General features: G+C 73.0%; 13 protein-coding genes. 7 read left to right on the top strand and 6 right to left on the bottom strand.

Annotated features, from left to right (window positions below):
- Nucleotides 1–7: 7 nt before the first annotated feature.
- The 3 genes from AB0M93_RS27105 (at nt 8) to AB0M93_RS27095 (ending at nt 4793) form a co-directional block, all read left to right on the top strand.
- Nucleotides 8–2032, top strand: a complete 2025-nt coding sequence (locus AB0M93_RS27105; protein WP_364277611.1) for a CocE/NonD family hydrolase — start codon at nt 8–10, stop codon at nt 2030–2032.
- A gap of 77 nt (nt 2033–2109) precedes the next feature.
- Nucleotides 2110–3183 (top strand): NAD-dependent epimerase/dehydratase family protein, encoded by a 1074-nt coding sequence (locus AB0M93_RS27100; RefSeq protein ID WP_364277608.1) that lies wholly within the window; start codon nt 2110–2112, stop codon nt 3181–3183.
- A 17-nt stretch (nt 3184–3200) separates the two neighbouring features.
- Nucleotides 3201–4793 (top strand): NAD(P)/FAD-dependent oxidoreductase, encoded by a 1593-nt coding sequence (locus AB0M93_RS27095; RefSeq protein WP_364277605.1) that lies wholly within the window; start codon nt 3201–3203, stop codon nt 4791–4793.
- A gap of 105 nt (nt 4794–4898) precedes the next feature.
- Here the strand turns inward: AB0M93_RS27095 and AB0M93_RS27090 are convergent, their stop codons facing one another.
- Together AB0M93_RS27090 and AB0M93_RS27085 are read right to left on the bottom strand one after the other, a co-directional pair.
- Nucleotides 4899–5279: a VOC family protein gene (locus AB0M93_RS27090; RefSeq protein WP_364277603.1), complete on the bottom strand. Its 381-nt coding sequence runs from the start codon at nt 5277–5279 to the stop codon at nt 4899–4901.
- A gap of 4 nt (nt 5280–5283) precedes the next feature.
- Complete coding sequence (locus AB0M93_RS27085) at nt 5284–6264, bottom strand: YihY/virulence factor BrkB family protein (RefSeq protein WP_364277600.1); 981 nt, start codon at nt 6262–6264, stop codon at nt 5284–5286.
- 82 nt (nt 6265–6346) lie between these two features.
- Here AB0M93_RS27085 and AB0M93_RS27080 point away from each other — a divergent pair, with 82 nt between their 5' ends.
- The gene (locus AB0M93_RS27080) at nt 6347–6814 is read left to right on the top strand and encodes an SRPBCC family protein (RefSeq protein WP_364277598.1); all 468 of its coding nucleotides are present in this window, start codon (nt 6347–6349) and stop codon (nt 6812–6814) included.
- 212 nt (nt 6815–7026) lie between these two features.
- Here AB0M93_RS27080 and AB0M93_RS27075 read toward each other — a convergent pair whose 3' ends face one another.
- Both AB0M93_RS27075 and AB0M93_RS27070 read right to left on the bottom strand, forming a co-directional pair.
- The gene (locus tag AB0M93_RS27075; protein WP_364277595.1) at nt 7027–7362 is read right to left on the bottom strand and encodes a hypothetical protein; all 336 of its coding nucleotides are present in this window, start codon (nt 7360–7362) and stop codon (nt 7027–7029) included.
- A gap of 90 nt (nt 7363–7452) precedes the next feature.
- On the bottom strand, nt 7453–8466 hold the full coding sequence (locus tag AB0M93_RS27070) for a DNA topoisomerase IB (RefSeq protein ID WP_364277593.1): 1014 nt from the start codon (nt 8464–8466) through the stop codon (nt 7453–7455).
- A 93-nt stretch (nt 8467–8559) separates the two neighbouring features.
- Between AB0M93_RS27070 and AB0M93_RS27065 the strand changes: the two genes are divergently transcribed.
- Nucleotides 8560–9354, top strand: coding sequence for an SDR family NAD(P)-dependent oxidoreductase (locus AB0M93_RS27065; RefSeq protein ID WP_364277590.1), 795 nt, complete (start codon nt 8560–8562; stop codon nt 9352–9354).
- On the top strand, nt 9351–9875 hold the full coding sequence (locus AB0M93_RS27060) for a DUF1360 domain-containing protein (protein ID WP_364277587.1): 525 nt from the start codon (nt 9351–9353) through the stop codon (nt 9873–9875). The genes AB0M93_RS27065 and AB0M93_RS27060 overlap by 4 nt, the downstream gene beginning before the upstream one ends.
- 36 nt (nt 9876–9911) lie before the next feature.
- Here AB0M93_RS27060 and AB0M93_RS27055 read toward each other — a convergent pair whose 3' ends face one another.
- The gene (locus AB0M93_RS27055; RefSeq protein WP_364277584.1) at nt 9912–11414 is read right to left on the bottom strand and encodes an FAD-dependent oxidoreductase; all 1503 of its coding nucleotides are present in this window, start codon (nt 11412–11414) and stop codon (nt 9912–9914) included.
- Nucleotides 11415–11498: 84 nt separating this feature from the next.
- Here AB0M93_RS27055 and AB0M93_RS27050 point away from each other — a divergent pair, with 84 nt between their 5' ends.
- Nucleotides 11499–12773 carry an ATP-grasp domain-containing protein gene (locus AB0M93_RS27050; RefSeq protein ID WP_364277581.1) on the top strand — a complete coding sequence of 425 codons (1275 nt, stop codon included), beginning with the start codon at nt 11499–11501 and terminating at the stop codon, nt 12771–12773.
- 57 nt (nt 12774–12830) lie between these two features.
- Here AB0M93_RS27050 and AB0M93_RS27045 read toward each other — a convergent pair whose 3' ends face one another.
- A complete protein-coding gene (locus tag AB0M93_RS27045; RefSeq protein WP_014467084.1) occupies nt 12831–12995 on the bottom strand; it encodes a hypothetical protein in 165 nt (54 codons plus the stop codon).
- Nucleotides 12996–13141: the final 146 nt, after the last annotated feature.

The raw sequence follows: 13141 nt of genomic DNA, 5'->3' as shown, positions 1-13141 counted from the left end.
GTTGCTCTTGCGAGCCGTCACCTCGCTGCCGCACGAAATCACCGTGGAGGACCACGTCCGGATCCCGGTGTCCGACGGGACAGTGCTGTCCGCCCGCATCTGGCGGCCGGTCTCGTCGGACACCGAGCCGGTGCCGGCGATCCTGGAATACATCCCCTACCGCAAGCGCGACCTGACCGCGCCCCGCGACTCCGTCCACCACCCCTACCTCGCCGGGCACGGGTACGCCTGCGTGCGCGTGGACATCCGCGGCACCGGCGAGTCCGAGGGCGTCCTGGCGGACGAGTACCTCGAACGCGAGCAGCTCGACGCCGAGGACGTCCTCGAGTGGATCGCCGCGCAGCCGTGGTGCACCGGCGACACCGGGATGATGGGGATCTCCTGGGGCGCGTTCGCCGCGCTGCAGGTCGCGGCGCGGAAACCGCCGAGCCTGCGCGCGATCGTGATCTCGTCGTTCACCGACGACCGGTTCGCCGACGACATGCACTACATGGGCGGCTGCCTGCTCTCGGACAACGTCGCCGAGTCGGGCACGATGTTCTCCTACGCCACGCTGCCACCGGACCCGGCCGTCGTCGGCGAGCGGTGGCGCGAGATGTGGCGGGAGCGGCTGGAGGACTGCAGCCTCTGGATCGGCAACTGGCTCGGCCACCAGCGCCGCGACGGCTACTGGCGGCACGCCTCGGTTTCGGAGAACTACAGCGATGTCCAGGTCCCGGTGCTCGCCTCGAGCGGCTGGGCGGACGGCTACTCCAACGCCGTGACGCGGCTGCTGGCCCACCTCGACGTGCCGCGGCGCGGGCTGATCGGCCCGTGGTCGCACAAGTACCCGCACCTCGGCGAACCGGGCCCGGCGATCGGGTACCTGCAGGAGGTCGTCAAGTGGTGGGACCACTGGCTGCGCGGTGAGGACAACGGCGCCATGGACGGGCCGATGCTGTGCACGTGGATGCAGGAGAGCGTGCCGCCGTCGACGTCCTACGAGGACCGGCCCGGCCGCTGGGTGGGCGAGGCGACCTGGCCGTCGCCGCACGTCGAGGCCACCGTCCTGCCGCTGGCCCGGCACCGCCTCGGCCGGCCGGGGGAGAGTTCGGGCGACGAAGCCCTGACGCTGTCGTCGCCGTTGTCGGTCGGGCAGTTCGCCGGCAAGTGGGCGTCCTACAGCGCCCCGCCCGACCTGCCCTACGACCAGCGCGAGGAGGACGGCGGGTCGCTCGTGTTCGACACCGGCGTGCTCACCGAGCGCTGCGAGATCCTCGGGGCGCCGAAGGTGCGGCTGGAGGTCTCGGCCGACCAGCCGGTCGCGATGGTCGCGGTGCGCCTCTCCGACGTCGCGCCGGACGGGCGGGCCACCCGCGTCACCTACGGGCTGCTCAACCTGACCCACCGCGACGGGCACGACGAGCCGGCGCCGATACAGCCCGGTGAGCGGTGCACCGTCGAGGTCGAGATGAACGCCGTCGCCCAGGCTTTCCCGGCCGGGCACCGGATCCGGCTTTCGGTGTCCACTTCGTACTGGCCGCTGGCCTGGCCGCCGCCGAAACCCGTGCTGCTGACTGTCCACACCGGACAGAGCGGGCTGGAGCTGCCGGTGCGCCCGGTCGCCGAACCGGACGAGCTGCCGCCCCGGCCGTTCGGCGAACCCGAAGGGGCGCCGCCGATCCCGGTCACCCGGGTGACGCCGGGGGAGCAGCGCTGGACCGTCTCGCGCGACCTCGTCGGCTACGAGTCCGCGCTGGAGATCGTTAAGGACGAGGGCACCCGGCGTTTCGACGACCTCGACCTGGAGGTCACCCGCGACGTCCGTGAGCGCTACCGCTGGGTCGCCGACGACTTCTGCTCGCCGGTCGCGGAAACCGAGTGGGTCGTGACGTTCGCCCGGGGCGAGTGGCAGGCGCGCAGCGAAACCCGGACCCGGGTGGCCTGCACGGAGACCGAGTTCGTCGTCGACGCCCGGCTCGACGCCTACGAGGGCGCCCGGCGGATCGTCTCCCGCAACTGGCACGAGCGGATCCCGCGCGACCTCGTCTGAGTCTGCGAGGGTTCCGGGTGGCGGAGCCCCGGTTGTCACTGACGTTTCGCAGCCCCTACAGGGGGTACGCCTTCCGGGTGCGGATCGTGATCACCGGGGCCACCGGCAACGTCGGGACGGCGCTGCTGGCCGCCCTCGACCCCGTCCACGACGTCGTCGGCCTGGCGCGCCGGCTGCCCGACACCACGGCCGAGCCGTACCGCCGGGCCGGCTGGCGCGCCGCCGACGTCGGCGTCCCGGGCGCCGAGGAGGAGCTCGCCGCGCTGTTCGTCGGCGCGGACGCCGTCGTGCACCTCGCGTGGGCGATCTCGCCGCTGCGTGGCGACCCGCCGATGTGGCGCACCAACGATCACGGGACTCGGCACGTCCTCGCCGCGGCGGCGGCCGCCGGGGTGCCGCACGTGGTCGTCGCGTCGTCCGTGGCCGCTTACGGGCCGGCGCCTCGCTGGGCGAAGGTGACCGAGGACTGGCCTTGTGACGGCATCGCGGCCAGCGCCTACAGCCGCGGCAAGGCCGCGCTGGAAACCCTGCTGGACCGGTTCGAAGAGCAGTACCCGGAGGTCGGGGTGGCCCGGATCCGGCCGTGCGCGATCGTGCACCGGCGCGCGGCCGGGCAGTTCGCGCGCTGGCTGCTCGACCCGGCGGTGCCCGCCGGGCTCGTCGGCGCCCGCCGGCTGCCGGTTCCGCTGTGGACGGATCTGCGCGCCCAGGCGGTGCACACCTCCGACGTCGCCGCCGCGATCCGGCTCATCCTCGACCGGCGCTTCACCGGCCCGGTCAACCTGGCCGCGCCGGAAGTGCTCGACGCCGACGCGCTGGCCGGCGTCCTCGGCGGGACGCGCGTGCCGGTGCCGAAGCCGGTGGTGCAGGTCGCGGCCCGGGCGGCGTGGCTCGGCGGCGCGCTGCCGGCCCACCCGGGCTGGCTCGAACTCGCCGATCGCGCGGCGCTCGCCGACACGACGCTGGCGGAGACCGCGCTGGGCTGGCAACCTCGGTATGACGCTGCGGCCGCGCTCGGCGACCTGGTCGCCGGGCTCCGGTCGGGCGCCGGGGCGGCGAGCGCGCCGCTGGCTCCGCCGCGCCGCGACGGGGTCATGGGCCGGCTCCGCTCGCTCACCCGGGTCGGGCCGAGCCACCAGTCGCAAGCCTGACCAACCGGGAGGCCGGAGTGAGTACGGAAGCCGTCGACGCGGTGGTGATCGGCGCGGGGCACAACGGCCTGGTGGCGGCGAACCTCCTGGCCGACGCGGGCTGGTCGGTGCTGGTGCTGGAGGCGACGGACCACCCCGGTGGCGCGGTCCGGACCGCCGAGGTCACCGAGCCGGGTTTCCGCAACGACCTGTTCAGCGCGTTCTACCCGATGAGCGCGGTGTCGCCGGCGATCCGCGGCCTGCGGCTCGAAGAACACGGCCTGCGCTGGCGGCACGCGCCCGACGTGCTCGCGCACGTCCTGCCCGACGACCGGTGTGTGCTGCTGTCCCGGGACGTCGACCGCACGGCGGCGTCGGTCGAGCAGTTCGGCGACGGCGACGGCGACGCGTGGCGGCGGCTGTTCGAGCAGTGGCGGGACATCCGCGAGCCGCTGCTGAACGCCCTGTTCACGCCGTTCCCGCCGGTCCGCCCGGCGCTGAAGCTGCTGCGCCACACCGGAACCGGCGACGCCCTGCGGCTGGCGCGGATGCTGACGCTGCCCGCGCGCCGGTTCGCCGACGAGCTGTTCACCGGCGAAGGCGCGAAGCTGCTGCTGGCCGGGAATTCCGCGCACAGCGACCTTTCCGTGGACAACGCCGGCAGCGCGGTGTTCGGCTGGCTGCTCGCGATGATCGGGCAGGACGAAGGGTTCCCGGTGCCCGAAGGTGGCGCGGGCGAGCTGATCGCGGCGCTGGTCCGCCGGCTCGAATCGCGCGGCGGCCGGATCCACTGTGGACGCCCGGTGCGGGAGATCCTCGTCGGGGACGGCCGGGCGCTGGGGGTGCGGGACGCCGCCGGCGACCCGGTGCGGGCGCGCAAGGCCGTGCTGGCCGACGTCCCCGCGCCGGTGCTGTACCGCGAACTGGTGGGGGAGGAGTGGCTGCCGTCCCGGCTCATCGAGGACCTCGGCAAGTTCGAGTGGGACAGCGCGACGGTGAAGGTGGACTGGGCGCTGTCCGGCCCGATCCCGTGGACGGCGGAAGGCGCCCGCGGCGCGGGCACGGTCCACCTCGGGACGGACCTCGACGGGCTCTCGGCGTTCGGCGGCGAACTCGCCCGCGGCCGGACCCCGCGCCGCCCGTTCCTGCTGCTCGGCCAGATGACGACCAGCGACCCGGCGCGCTCGCCCGCGGGAACGGAGGCGGCGTGGGCGTACACGCACGTGCCGCGCGGCACGGTGGAGAACCGGGCGGCCCTGGACCGGCGGATCAAGCGGATCGAGGAGACGGTCGAGGCGAACGCGCCGGGGTTCACCGGCCTGATCAAGGCCCGCTACGCGCAGGGCCCGGCCGAACTGGAGGGCCACGACCCCGGCCTGGTCGGCGGCGCGATCAACGCGGGCACGACGGCGATCCACCAGCAGCTGTTCTTCCGCCCGGTCCCGGGCACGGGCCGCCCGGACACCCCGGTGGACCGCCTGTACCTGGCGGGCGCCTCGGCCCACCCGGGCGGAGCGGTCCACGGCGGCCCGGGCTCGAACGCGGCCCGCGCGGCCCTGGCCAGGAACGGCAGGTTGGGCGCCGGTTACGCGGCGGCGATCCGGGCGGCCCACCGGGCCATCTACGGCTGATCGGAGGATCAGCCGGGGCCGCCTGTGCTTTCGTGGGCGCCGCCGCCGATCGGGGTCACTGGACGTCGACCCAGCCCGGCAGCGGCGTACACGGGTGGCCGGGTGTCAAGCCGGGCCGATGTCCTTGCGCAGCAGGCAGAACTCGTTGCCCTCCGGATCCTGCAGCACCACCCACGACTCTTCGCCGGTCTGGCCGACGTCCGCCGGGCGGGCGCCGAGGGCCGTCAGGCGGGCCAGCTCCGTCTCCTGGTCGCTGCCCGCCGGGTTCACGTCGATGTGCAACGGCAGCTTCCCGCGGCGCGGGTCTTCGCTCTGGGCCAGCACCAGCGTCGGCGGCCCCTCGCCGAGGGCGGCTCCCGGTACGCCCAGCTCGAGGCCGTCCGGCTCGTGGCCGATCACCTCGTAGCCCAGGACCGCGCACCAGAACTCCGCCAGGCGGTCCGGGTCGCGGCAGTCGAGCACCAGCCCGGTGATGCGGCAGGCCATCCGCTCACTCCCGTTCCGACTTCGCCACCGCCGCGGCTTCGTCCTGGTCCATCGCCTTCGTGTCCCGCGGCGGCAGGAACGGTTCTTCCTGGTTGTCCTCGCGGCCGGCTTCGATCGAGCGGCCGCGGGCCAGTTCGGCGTCCAGCTCGGCCCCCAGCAGGATCGCGAGATTGGAGATCCACAACCATACAAGGAACACGATGACCCCGGCCAGGGAACCGTAGGTCTTGTTGTAGGAGCCGAAGTTCGCGACGTACAGCGCGAACCCCGCGGACGCGAGCACCCACAGCACCACGGCCAGCAGCCCGCCCGGCGTCAGCCACCGGAACGACGGCTGCCGGACGTTCGGCCCCACCCAGTACAGCAGCGCGAACGCCACGCTCACCAGCACCGCGATCACCGGCCACTTGGCGATCTCCCACACGAGGATGCCGGTCGAGCCGAGCCCGATCAGGTCCCCGATCCGCCGCGCGATCGACCCGGTCGCGACCACCCCCACCGCGCACAGCGCCAGCAGCACCACGATGCCGATGGTCAGGGCGACCCGCAGCGGGATCACCTTCCAGATCGGCCGGCCTTCCGGCATGCCGTAGATCGCGTTCGACGCCCGCATGAACGCGCCGATGTAGCCGGACGCCGTCCACAGCGCGCCGAGCAGGCCGATGATGGCCAGGGGACCGGCCAGGCTGCGCGAGCCGGTCAGTTCCTTGATCGCGCCGACGAGGATGTCCTTGCCCTGGCCGGGGACGACCTGGTTGATGTTGTCGATCACCGTCTGGATCTCGTTCGGGCCCAGCAGGCCCAGGATCGCGGTGAGCACGATGATGCCCGGAAAGAGTGACAGCACCCCGTAGTAGGTGAGGGCGGCGGCCCAGTCGGTCAGGTTGTCGCGGTTGAACTGCTTGAACGTCCGTTTGAGCACGGCACCCCAGGATCGCTTCGACAGCTCGCCGGGGCCTTCGGGTTCTTCTCGTCTGTCCGTCATCGCGACCTCCGTTCGGTACGAGCGGGCATACCCCGCCGGGGAGTGGGTATGCCTGGTTCGTCACCGGAAGCAGGAGGAAGCCGTGCCGGAAGTCAGCCGCGTGATCGACGTACCGCCCGAAGCCGTGTTCGCCGTGCTGGCGGACGGCTGGCTGTACGCGGGCTGGGTGGTGGGGAGCTCACACATCCGCGACGTCGAAGGCGACTGGCCGGCGGTGGGCTCGCGGATCCACCACAGCGTGGGCCCGTGGCCCCTGCACATCCAGGACGTGACGGTGGTCCGGGCGGTCGAGCCGGGCCTGTCCCTGTCGCTGGAGGCCCACGGCTGGCCCCTGGGCGCGGCGGCGGTCGGCTTGACGCTGGTCCCGCACGGCGACGGTCAGACGCTGGTCCGCATGACGGAGCACATCATCCGCGGCCCGGGAAAGGTGCTCCCGGAGGCGCTGCAGGCGCTGATCGCGAAGCCGCGCAACACCGAATCCCTGGCCCGCCTGGCGGACCTGGCGACGGGCAAGCACGTCCGCGCGGAGAACGGCCACCCCCGCCCTTAGCCGGGGTGGCCGGGGCCGGCCCGGCCTTGACCGGCTGGGCGTGCCTCGGTACCGCCGGCCGGGCTTGGCCTGCCTCGGCACCCGCGGCGGGTGTTCCGGACTTGCCTGCTCGGCTCTGCCCCAGCCGGAAACCCTGCTCGGCTCCGGCTCCCGGCCGAAACCCCCTTCTCGGCTCTGCCCTGGCGGAACCCCTCAGCCGGAAACCGCCGAACTCACCGGTCCTCGGCGACGCACCGCCGCCACTGCACCCGGTCCCCAGCACGGTCGGCGTGCCAGACCGGCGTCGCCTCGGACTCCCACACGGGCACCAGCCGGTCCGTCGCGATCCGGCCCCGATCGACCCGGCCGAACAACTCCACCCCGTCGGCCCGCCGCGCCGCCGGGATCCACGCCGGGAACCTCGTGCGCGGCAGCTTCCGTTCGATCCACTCGCGGGCCGACCCCTCGCTCCCGTGGTCGGACTCGACGATGCTCGACACCGGGCCGTCGCCGCCGACCGAGAGGCCGATCGACGCGCGCCAGCGCACCGGGGAAGGTTCGGATGTCATCGTGTCCAGGCTCCCCGACGAGCGGGGTCGGCGGCCAGTACACGTTAGGATGGATCGACGCTCACTCACCGTGCCTCCTCGCGGGGAAAGTCATGACGCGTTGAGCAACCGGGCGCACGCCCGCTCCAGGACCGCCCGTGCCTCGTCGCCGTCCAGCCGCGCCGCGCGCTTCAAGGCCGGGGCGATCGTGCGCTCGGCGCGGTAGGCCTCCACCAGGCGGGGGTCCACATAGGACGAACGGCAGACCGCCGGGGTGTTGCCGAGTGCCGTGGAGACCTCCTTCATCACCTGGGACTCCGCGCGCTTGCGGGCGGTCTCCGACGTCGGCGGGTCCGCCGCGGCGAACGCGGCCGCCGCCAGCACCGTGGCGTTCCACGTGCGCATGTCCTTGGCCGTGCAGTCCTCGCCCGCCAGCTCCTTGAACCGCTCGTTGATGTCGGCCGCGTGCACCTCGTGCCACGTGCCGCCCTCGCGGTAGACGAGCAGGCGGTCGCTGCCCGACCGGCTGCGCAGCAGCGACTTCACCACCGAGGCCAGCTCGGTGTCGCAGATGGCCACCTCGCGGTCCAGGCCGCCCTTGGCGACGTAGCAGAACCGGCACTCGTCGCCGCGGACCGCGGCGTGCGAGCGCAGCAGCGTCGCGACGCCGTGGGTGCCGTTCTCCTCCGCGTACTCCTCACCGCCGGTGCGGAAGATGCCCCGGTCGAGCATTCGCAACGCCGCCGCGAGCACCCGCTTGCGCGTCAAGCCGGACCCGGCGAGGTCCTCCGCCACCGAAGCGCGCCACTGCGGCAGCCGGCGGGCCATCTGCAGCACGCGGTCGTGCTTCTCCTCGTCCCGGTCGCGCCGCCACTGCTCGTGGTAGAGGTACTGGCGCCGCCCCGCGTCGTCGGTGCCGACCGCCTGGACGTGCCCGTTCGGGTAGGGGCAGATCCACACGTTCCGCCAGGCCGGCGGGATGACGAGGTCCTTGATCCGGGTCAGGACCTCCTCGTCGGTCACCGGTGAGCCGTCGGGCAGGGCATAGGAGAACCCGCGGCCGCGGCGGATGCGCTTGATGCCCGGGCCGCGCAGGTCACTGCGCCGGAGTCTGGTGCGTCCCACCGCGGCGAAATACCCGCCCGGCGTACCGGGAAACCATGATTGCCGTCCGCCGCGGCGGGTAGCCGGGGCACGAAACCACCGGAAGGAGCACGGATGACCACCGCAACCAGGCCGTTGGCCGTCGTCACCGGCGCGTCCAGCGGCATCGGGCTCGAGCTGGCGAAGCAGTTCGCCCGGCACGACTTCGACGTCGTGCTGGCCGCCGAGGACGCCGAGCTGGCCGCGGCCGCGGACGAGGTCCGCGCGTGCGGCGCCCGGGTCGAGGCGGTCCGCACCGACCTCGCCGAGCCGGACGGCGTCGAAGAACTGGTCCGCCGGCTCGCGGATCGCCCGGTGGAGGCGCTGGCGGTCAACGCGGGCGTCGGCGTCAACGGCGAGTTCGCCGGCGACACGCAGCTGGCGGACCAGCTGACCGTCGTCGACCTCAACGTGCGCTCGGCCGTCCACCTGACCAAACGGGTGCTGCCCGGCATGGTCGGCCGCGGTCGCGGGCGGGTGCTGTTCACCTCGTCGATCGCCGGCACCTCGCCCGCGCCCTACCAGGCCGTCTACGCCGCCTCGAAGGCGTTCCTGACGTCGTTCTCCGAGGGCCTGCGCGCCGAGGTGAAGGACAAGGGCGTCACCGTCACCGCGATGCTGCCCGGCCCGGTCGACACCGAATTCTTCGAACGCGCCGACATGACCGACACCAAGATCGCCGCCGGTCCCAAGGACACCCCGGCCGAGATCGCCGAAGCCGGCTACGAAGCCTTGATGGCGGGCAAGGACAAGGTCGTGCCCGGCGCGGCGAAGAACAAGCTCCAGGCGGCCGCCTCCCGGGTCCTCCCGGACGCGGCCAAGGCGAAGCAGCAGGGCAAGATGATGAAGCCCGGATCGGCGGACGCATGAGCGTGCTCGAGGACGTCGCGGAGAAGGCGAAACGCGTCCAGCGCCGTTACGCCGGTGACGAGGACCGGCCGCTCGGCGGGTACGTCGCCGCGATGGGCGCCTACAGCGCCCTGGTGGGCGGGCTGACGCTGCTCGGCCGCGCCGTCGGTGCCCGGCTGCCGGACCGGTTCGGTGTGGGCGACACGCTCCTGCTGGGCGCGGCGACGTTCAAGGCGAGCCGCCTGCTGGCCAAGGACGCGGTGACCAGCCCGCTGCGGGCGCCGTTCACCCGCTACGAAGAGCCGGCCGGCGACGACGAGCTGAACGAATCCGTGCCGGCGAAGGGCCACGTCGCGCACGCGGTGGGGGAGCTCGTGTCGTGCCCGTTCTGCCTGAACGTGTGGGTCGGCACCGGCCTGGCCGCGGGGCTGGTGATCGCACCGCGGCCGGCCCGGCTGGCGGCCACGGTCCTCACGGCCGTGGGCGTGGCCGACGCCCTGCACCTGCTCTACGACGCGGGCAAGAAGCTCGCGTCCGGTTAGCCCGAGGGGCCGGCGGGGGGACGTCCCCCCGCCGGCTCATTCCGGCCCGCGGCGCAGCGGCCGGACCGCGGGGCCCTGCACGACCTCGCCGTCCACGCCGAACCGCGAGCCGTGGCACGGGCAGTCCCAGGTCTTCTCGGCATCGTTGAAGGAAACCAGGCACCCCAGGTGCGTGCAGTGGGCGCCGACCGTGTGCAGCTTCCCGGCTTCGTCGCGGTGGGCGGCGACGAGCTCGCCGCCGACGCGCACGACCTCGGCCTCGCCGGGCTGCAGGTCGTCGAGCTTCTCCGACCGCCACAGCGCGGCGACGTGGTCGCCGACCAGGTACTTCGCCACGGTCAGGTTGTCCTGGGCGACCTCGAGCACCGAACGGGCGTCGAAGCGGTTGGGGTCGAACAGGTCCGCGGCCGGGTGCGGCTCGCCGAGGATCCGCGCCGCCAGGACGTGCCCCGCGGCCGTGCCGCCGGTCATGCCCCACTGGCCGAACCCGGTGGCCACCCACAGGTTCTTCGTCCCCGGCAGGTAGCGGCCGATGTAGGGCAGCAGATCGGGGGTGGACATGTCGTGGGCGGACCAGCGGTGGGTCACCCGGTGCAGGCCCGCGTGCGCGTCCGCCCAGTCCGCGAGCCTGCCGTACCGGCGTTCGACGTTGACGTGCGCGCCCACGCGGTAGTGCTCGCCGCCGGCGATCACCATCGGCGTGCCCTGTTCGGTGTACCCGCGCACGGAGTGGTGGGTGTCGGCGTCGAGGAACATGCCCGCCGGCGCGGAGTTCCCGGCGGCCGGGCCCGCGACGACGAGGTCGCGCACCGGGTCGAGCCGGGCGAAGTACAGGCCGCGGTCGAGCACCGGGTAGTGGGTGGCGACGACGATTTCGCCCGCCAGGACGTCGCCGCGCGAAGTGCGGACGGTCTGCCCGTTGACGGCGGTAGCCCGGGCGTGCTCGACGACGATCCCGCCGAGCCGTTCGAGCTCGGCGGCCAGGCCGAGCAGCCACCGGCGGGGGTGGAAGTGCGCCTGCCCGGTCGTCCGCACGGCCCCGAGCGCGGGCACGTCGAGCGCGACGTCTTCGGTGAACGACGCCGGCAGCCCGGCCGCGGCGGCCGCGTCCGCCTCGCGCTTGAGGGAATCGACGGTGGCTTCGCGGGTCGTGTAGACGTAGCTGTCGGCGCGGGTGAAGCCGCAGTCGATGCCGAGTTCCGCCGCGGTGGTGGCGATCCACTCGCACGCCGCGGCCTGCGTTCCGGCGTACGCCTTCGCCGCGCCCTCGCCGTGGCGGGACGTCAGGTCCGCGTACTTCGCCCCGTGCTGGGCGCTCACCTTCGCGGTGGTGTGGCCGGACACACCGGCCGCGACCCGCTCGGCTTCCAGCACGACGACCGAACGGCCGCCGCGGGCCAGCAGCAGCGCCGTGGTGAGCCCGGCGATGCCCGCGCCGAGCACCGCGACGTCGGCGGACTCGGGCACCGGCACGCCGGTGCGATCCGGGGCGGGGGCGGTCTCGATCCACAGGGAAAGCGGTTCGGGCAGGGCGGTCATGCCTGCGGATGCCCGCCGGCGGCCGGGTCAAACCGGCCATCCGGCCCCGTTTGGCCTGTTCGAAGGCCCGGGTAGCCCATTGGCATGAGTACGAACATCTTCGTGATCGGCCTGGACGAGGAGAACCGGCGGGTCCTGGAACGCCTGCCGTGGGCCGGGACCTACTCGTTCCACGGCCTGCTGACTCCCGAAGAGCTGCAGCACGGCGAGATCGACTTCGAAGCGTTGCTGAAGTCGGCCCAGCACGAGCTCGACGCGTTCGACGGTGACGTCGACGCGATCGTCAGCTACTGGGACTTCCCGGCCGCGACGCTGGTCCCCATCCTGTGCGCCCGCTACGGCCTGCCCAGCGTGTCGCTGGAGGCGGTACTCAAGTGCGAGCACAAGTACTGGAGCCGGCTGGAGCAGAGAAAGGTGATCGACGAGCTGCCCGCCTTCGGCATCGTCGACCTCGACGGCGCGCGCCCCGCCCCGCCCGAGGGCGTCGGCTACCCGATGTGGCTCAAGCCGGTCAAGTCGTTCTCCTCCGAGCTCGCCTTCAAGGCCCGGAACGACACCGAATTCGCCGGCGCGGTGGCCGAGATCCGGGCCGGCGTCGGCCGCGTGGGGGAGCCGTTCGGGTACGTGCTCGAACAGGTTCCGCTGCCGCCGGAGATCGCCGAAGTCGGCGGCGCCGCGTGCCTGGCCGAAGCGGCGCTGCACGGCGTCCAGGCCGCCATCGAAGGGTACGTCCACCAGGGCGAGGTCACCGTCTACGGCGCCCTCGACTCGATCAACTACCCGGACGGCTCGTCCTTCCTGCGCCACCAGTACCCCTCGCAGCTGGGGGAGGAGCCCGTCCGGCGGATGCGGGACGTCGCCGAGCGGGTGATGAAGCAGATCGGCTTCGACAACGGCACGTTCAGCATCGAGTTCTTCTGCGACCCCGAGTCCGGCCAGGTGTGCCTGCTGGAGATCAACCCGCGGCACTCGCAGTCGCACGCCGAGCTGTTCGAGTTCGTCGACGGCGTCGCCAACCACGAGATCATGGTGCGGCTCGGCCTGGGTCAGGACCCCGGGCGCCGGCCCAGCAAGGGGACCTACCAGATCGCCGGCAAGTGGTACCTGCGCCGCTTCGAAAACGGTGCCGTGACGCGCGTGCCGACCCGCGAAGAGATCGAAGCCGTGCAGGAGCGCATCGACGGCACGCAGATCGAGATCATCCCGCAGGTGGGGCAGCGGCTTTCCGACCTGCCGGAGCAGGACAGCTACAGCTTCGAGCTGGCTCACCTGTTCGTGGCCGGGCACACCGAGCACGAAATGGTGCAGAAGTACCAGGCGTGCGTGGACGCCCTGCCCTTCGAATTCGACGAGGCATGATAAAGCGGGGGTCGCGTTCGGACAGTCCGAACGCGACCCCCGCCGCTCGTTTCCGGGTCAGCCCGACTGCGGGTCGCTGTCGTCGTGCTCGTCCCCGCTCGACGTGCCCTGCTCGCCGCGGAGGGTTTCGCGCTGCGCCTCCGGCGTGTCACCGTGCGGGTCGTCGCCACGGGGGCCTTCGGCGGGATCGGTCGGGTGCTGCGTGCGCTCTTCGGACGTCATTCCTGCCTCCTTCACGGTTCTTTCGGCACTGGATACCCGGCCACGGACGGCTCAACCGCGGCGTTTGCCGCGGTGATCGCCGGGTAAGCCCCGAACCGACGCGGTTGTCTCACCGGCGATCGCGCCGGGACCGCGGCGAGTGGAGG

The sequence above is a fragment of the Amycolatopsis sp. NPDC051102 genome (assembly GCF_040682815.1).
In the GTDB taxonomy this organism is placed as follows: domain Bacteria; phylum Actinomycetota; class Actinomycetes; order Mycobacteriales; family Pseudonocardiaceae; genus Amycolatopsis.
Note: the sequence above shows the minus strand (reverse complement) of the source record. Positions and strands in the feature narration are given on the sequence as shown.

Excerpts from the sequence above, each read along its gene's own strand:
- AB0M93_RS27090 (WP_364277603.1), bottom strand. The coding sequence starts at position 5,279 with ATGGCCTGCCGCATCACCGGGCTGGTGCTCGACTGCCGCGACCCGGAC.
- AB0M93_RS27085 (WP_364277600.1), bottom strand. The coding sequence starts at position 6,264 with ATGACGGACAGACGAGAAGAACCCGAAGGCCCCGGCGAGCTGTCGAAG.
- AB0M93_RS27075 (WP_364277595.1), bottom strand. The coding sequence starts at position 7,362 with ATGACATCCGAACCTTCCCCGGTGCGCTGGCGCGCGTCGATCGGCCTC.
- AB0M93_RS27065 (WP_364277590.1), top strand. The coding sequence starts at position 8,560 with ATGACCACCGCAACCAGGCCGTTGGCCGTCGTCACCGGCGCGTCCAGC.
- AB0M93_RS27060 (WP_364277587.1), top strand. The coding sequence starts at position 9,351 with ATGAGCGTGCTCGAGGACGTCGCGGAGAAGGCGAAACGCGTCCAGCGC.
- AB0M93_RS27055 (WP_364277584.1), bottom strand. The coding sequence starts at position 11,414 with ATGACCGCCCTGCCCGAACCGCTTTCCCTGTGGATCGAGACCGCCCCC.
- AB0M93_RS27050 (WP_364277581.1), top strand. The coding sequence starts at position 11,499 with ATGAGTACGAACATCTTCGTGATCGGCCTGGACGAGGAGAACCGGCGG.
- AB0M93_RS27045 (WP_014467084.1), bottom strand. The coding sequence starts at position 12,995 with ATGACGTCCGAAGAGCGCACGCAGCACCCGACCGATCCCGCCGAAGGC.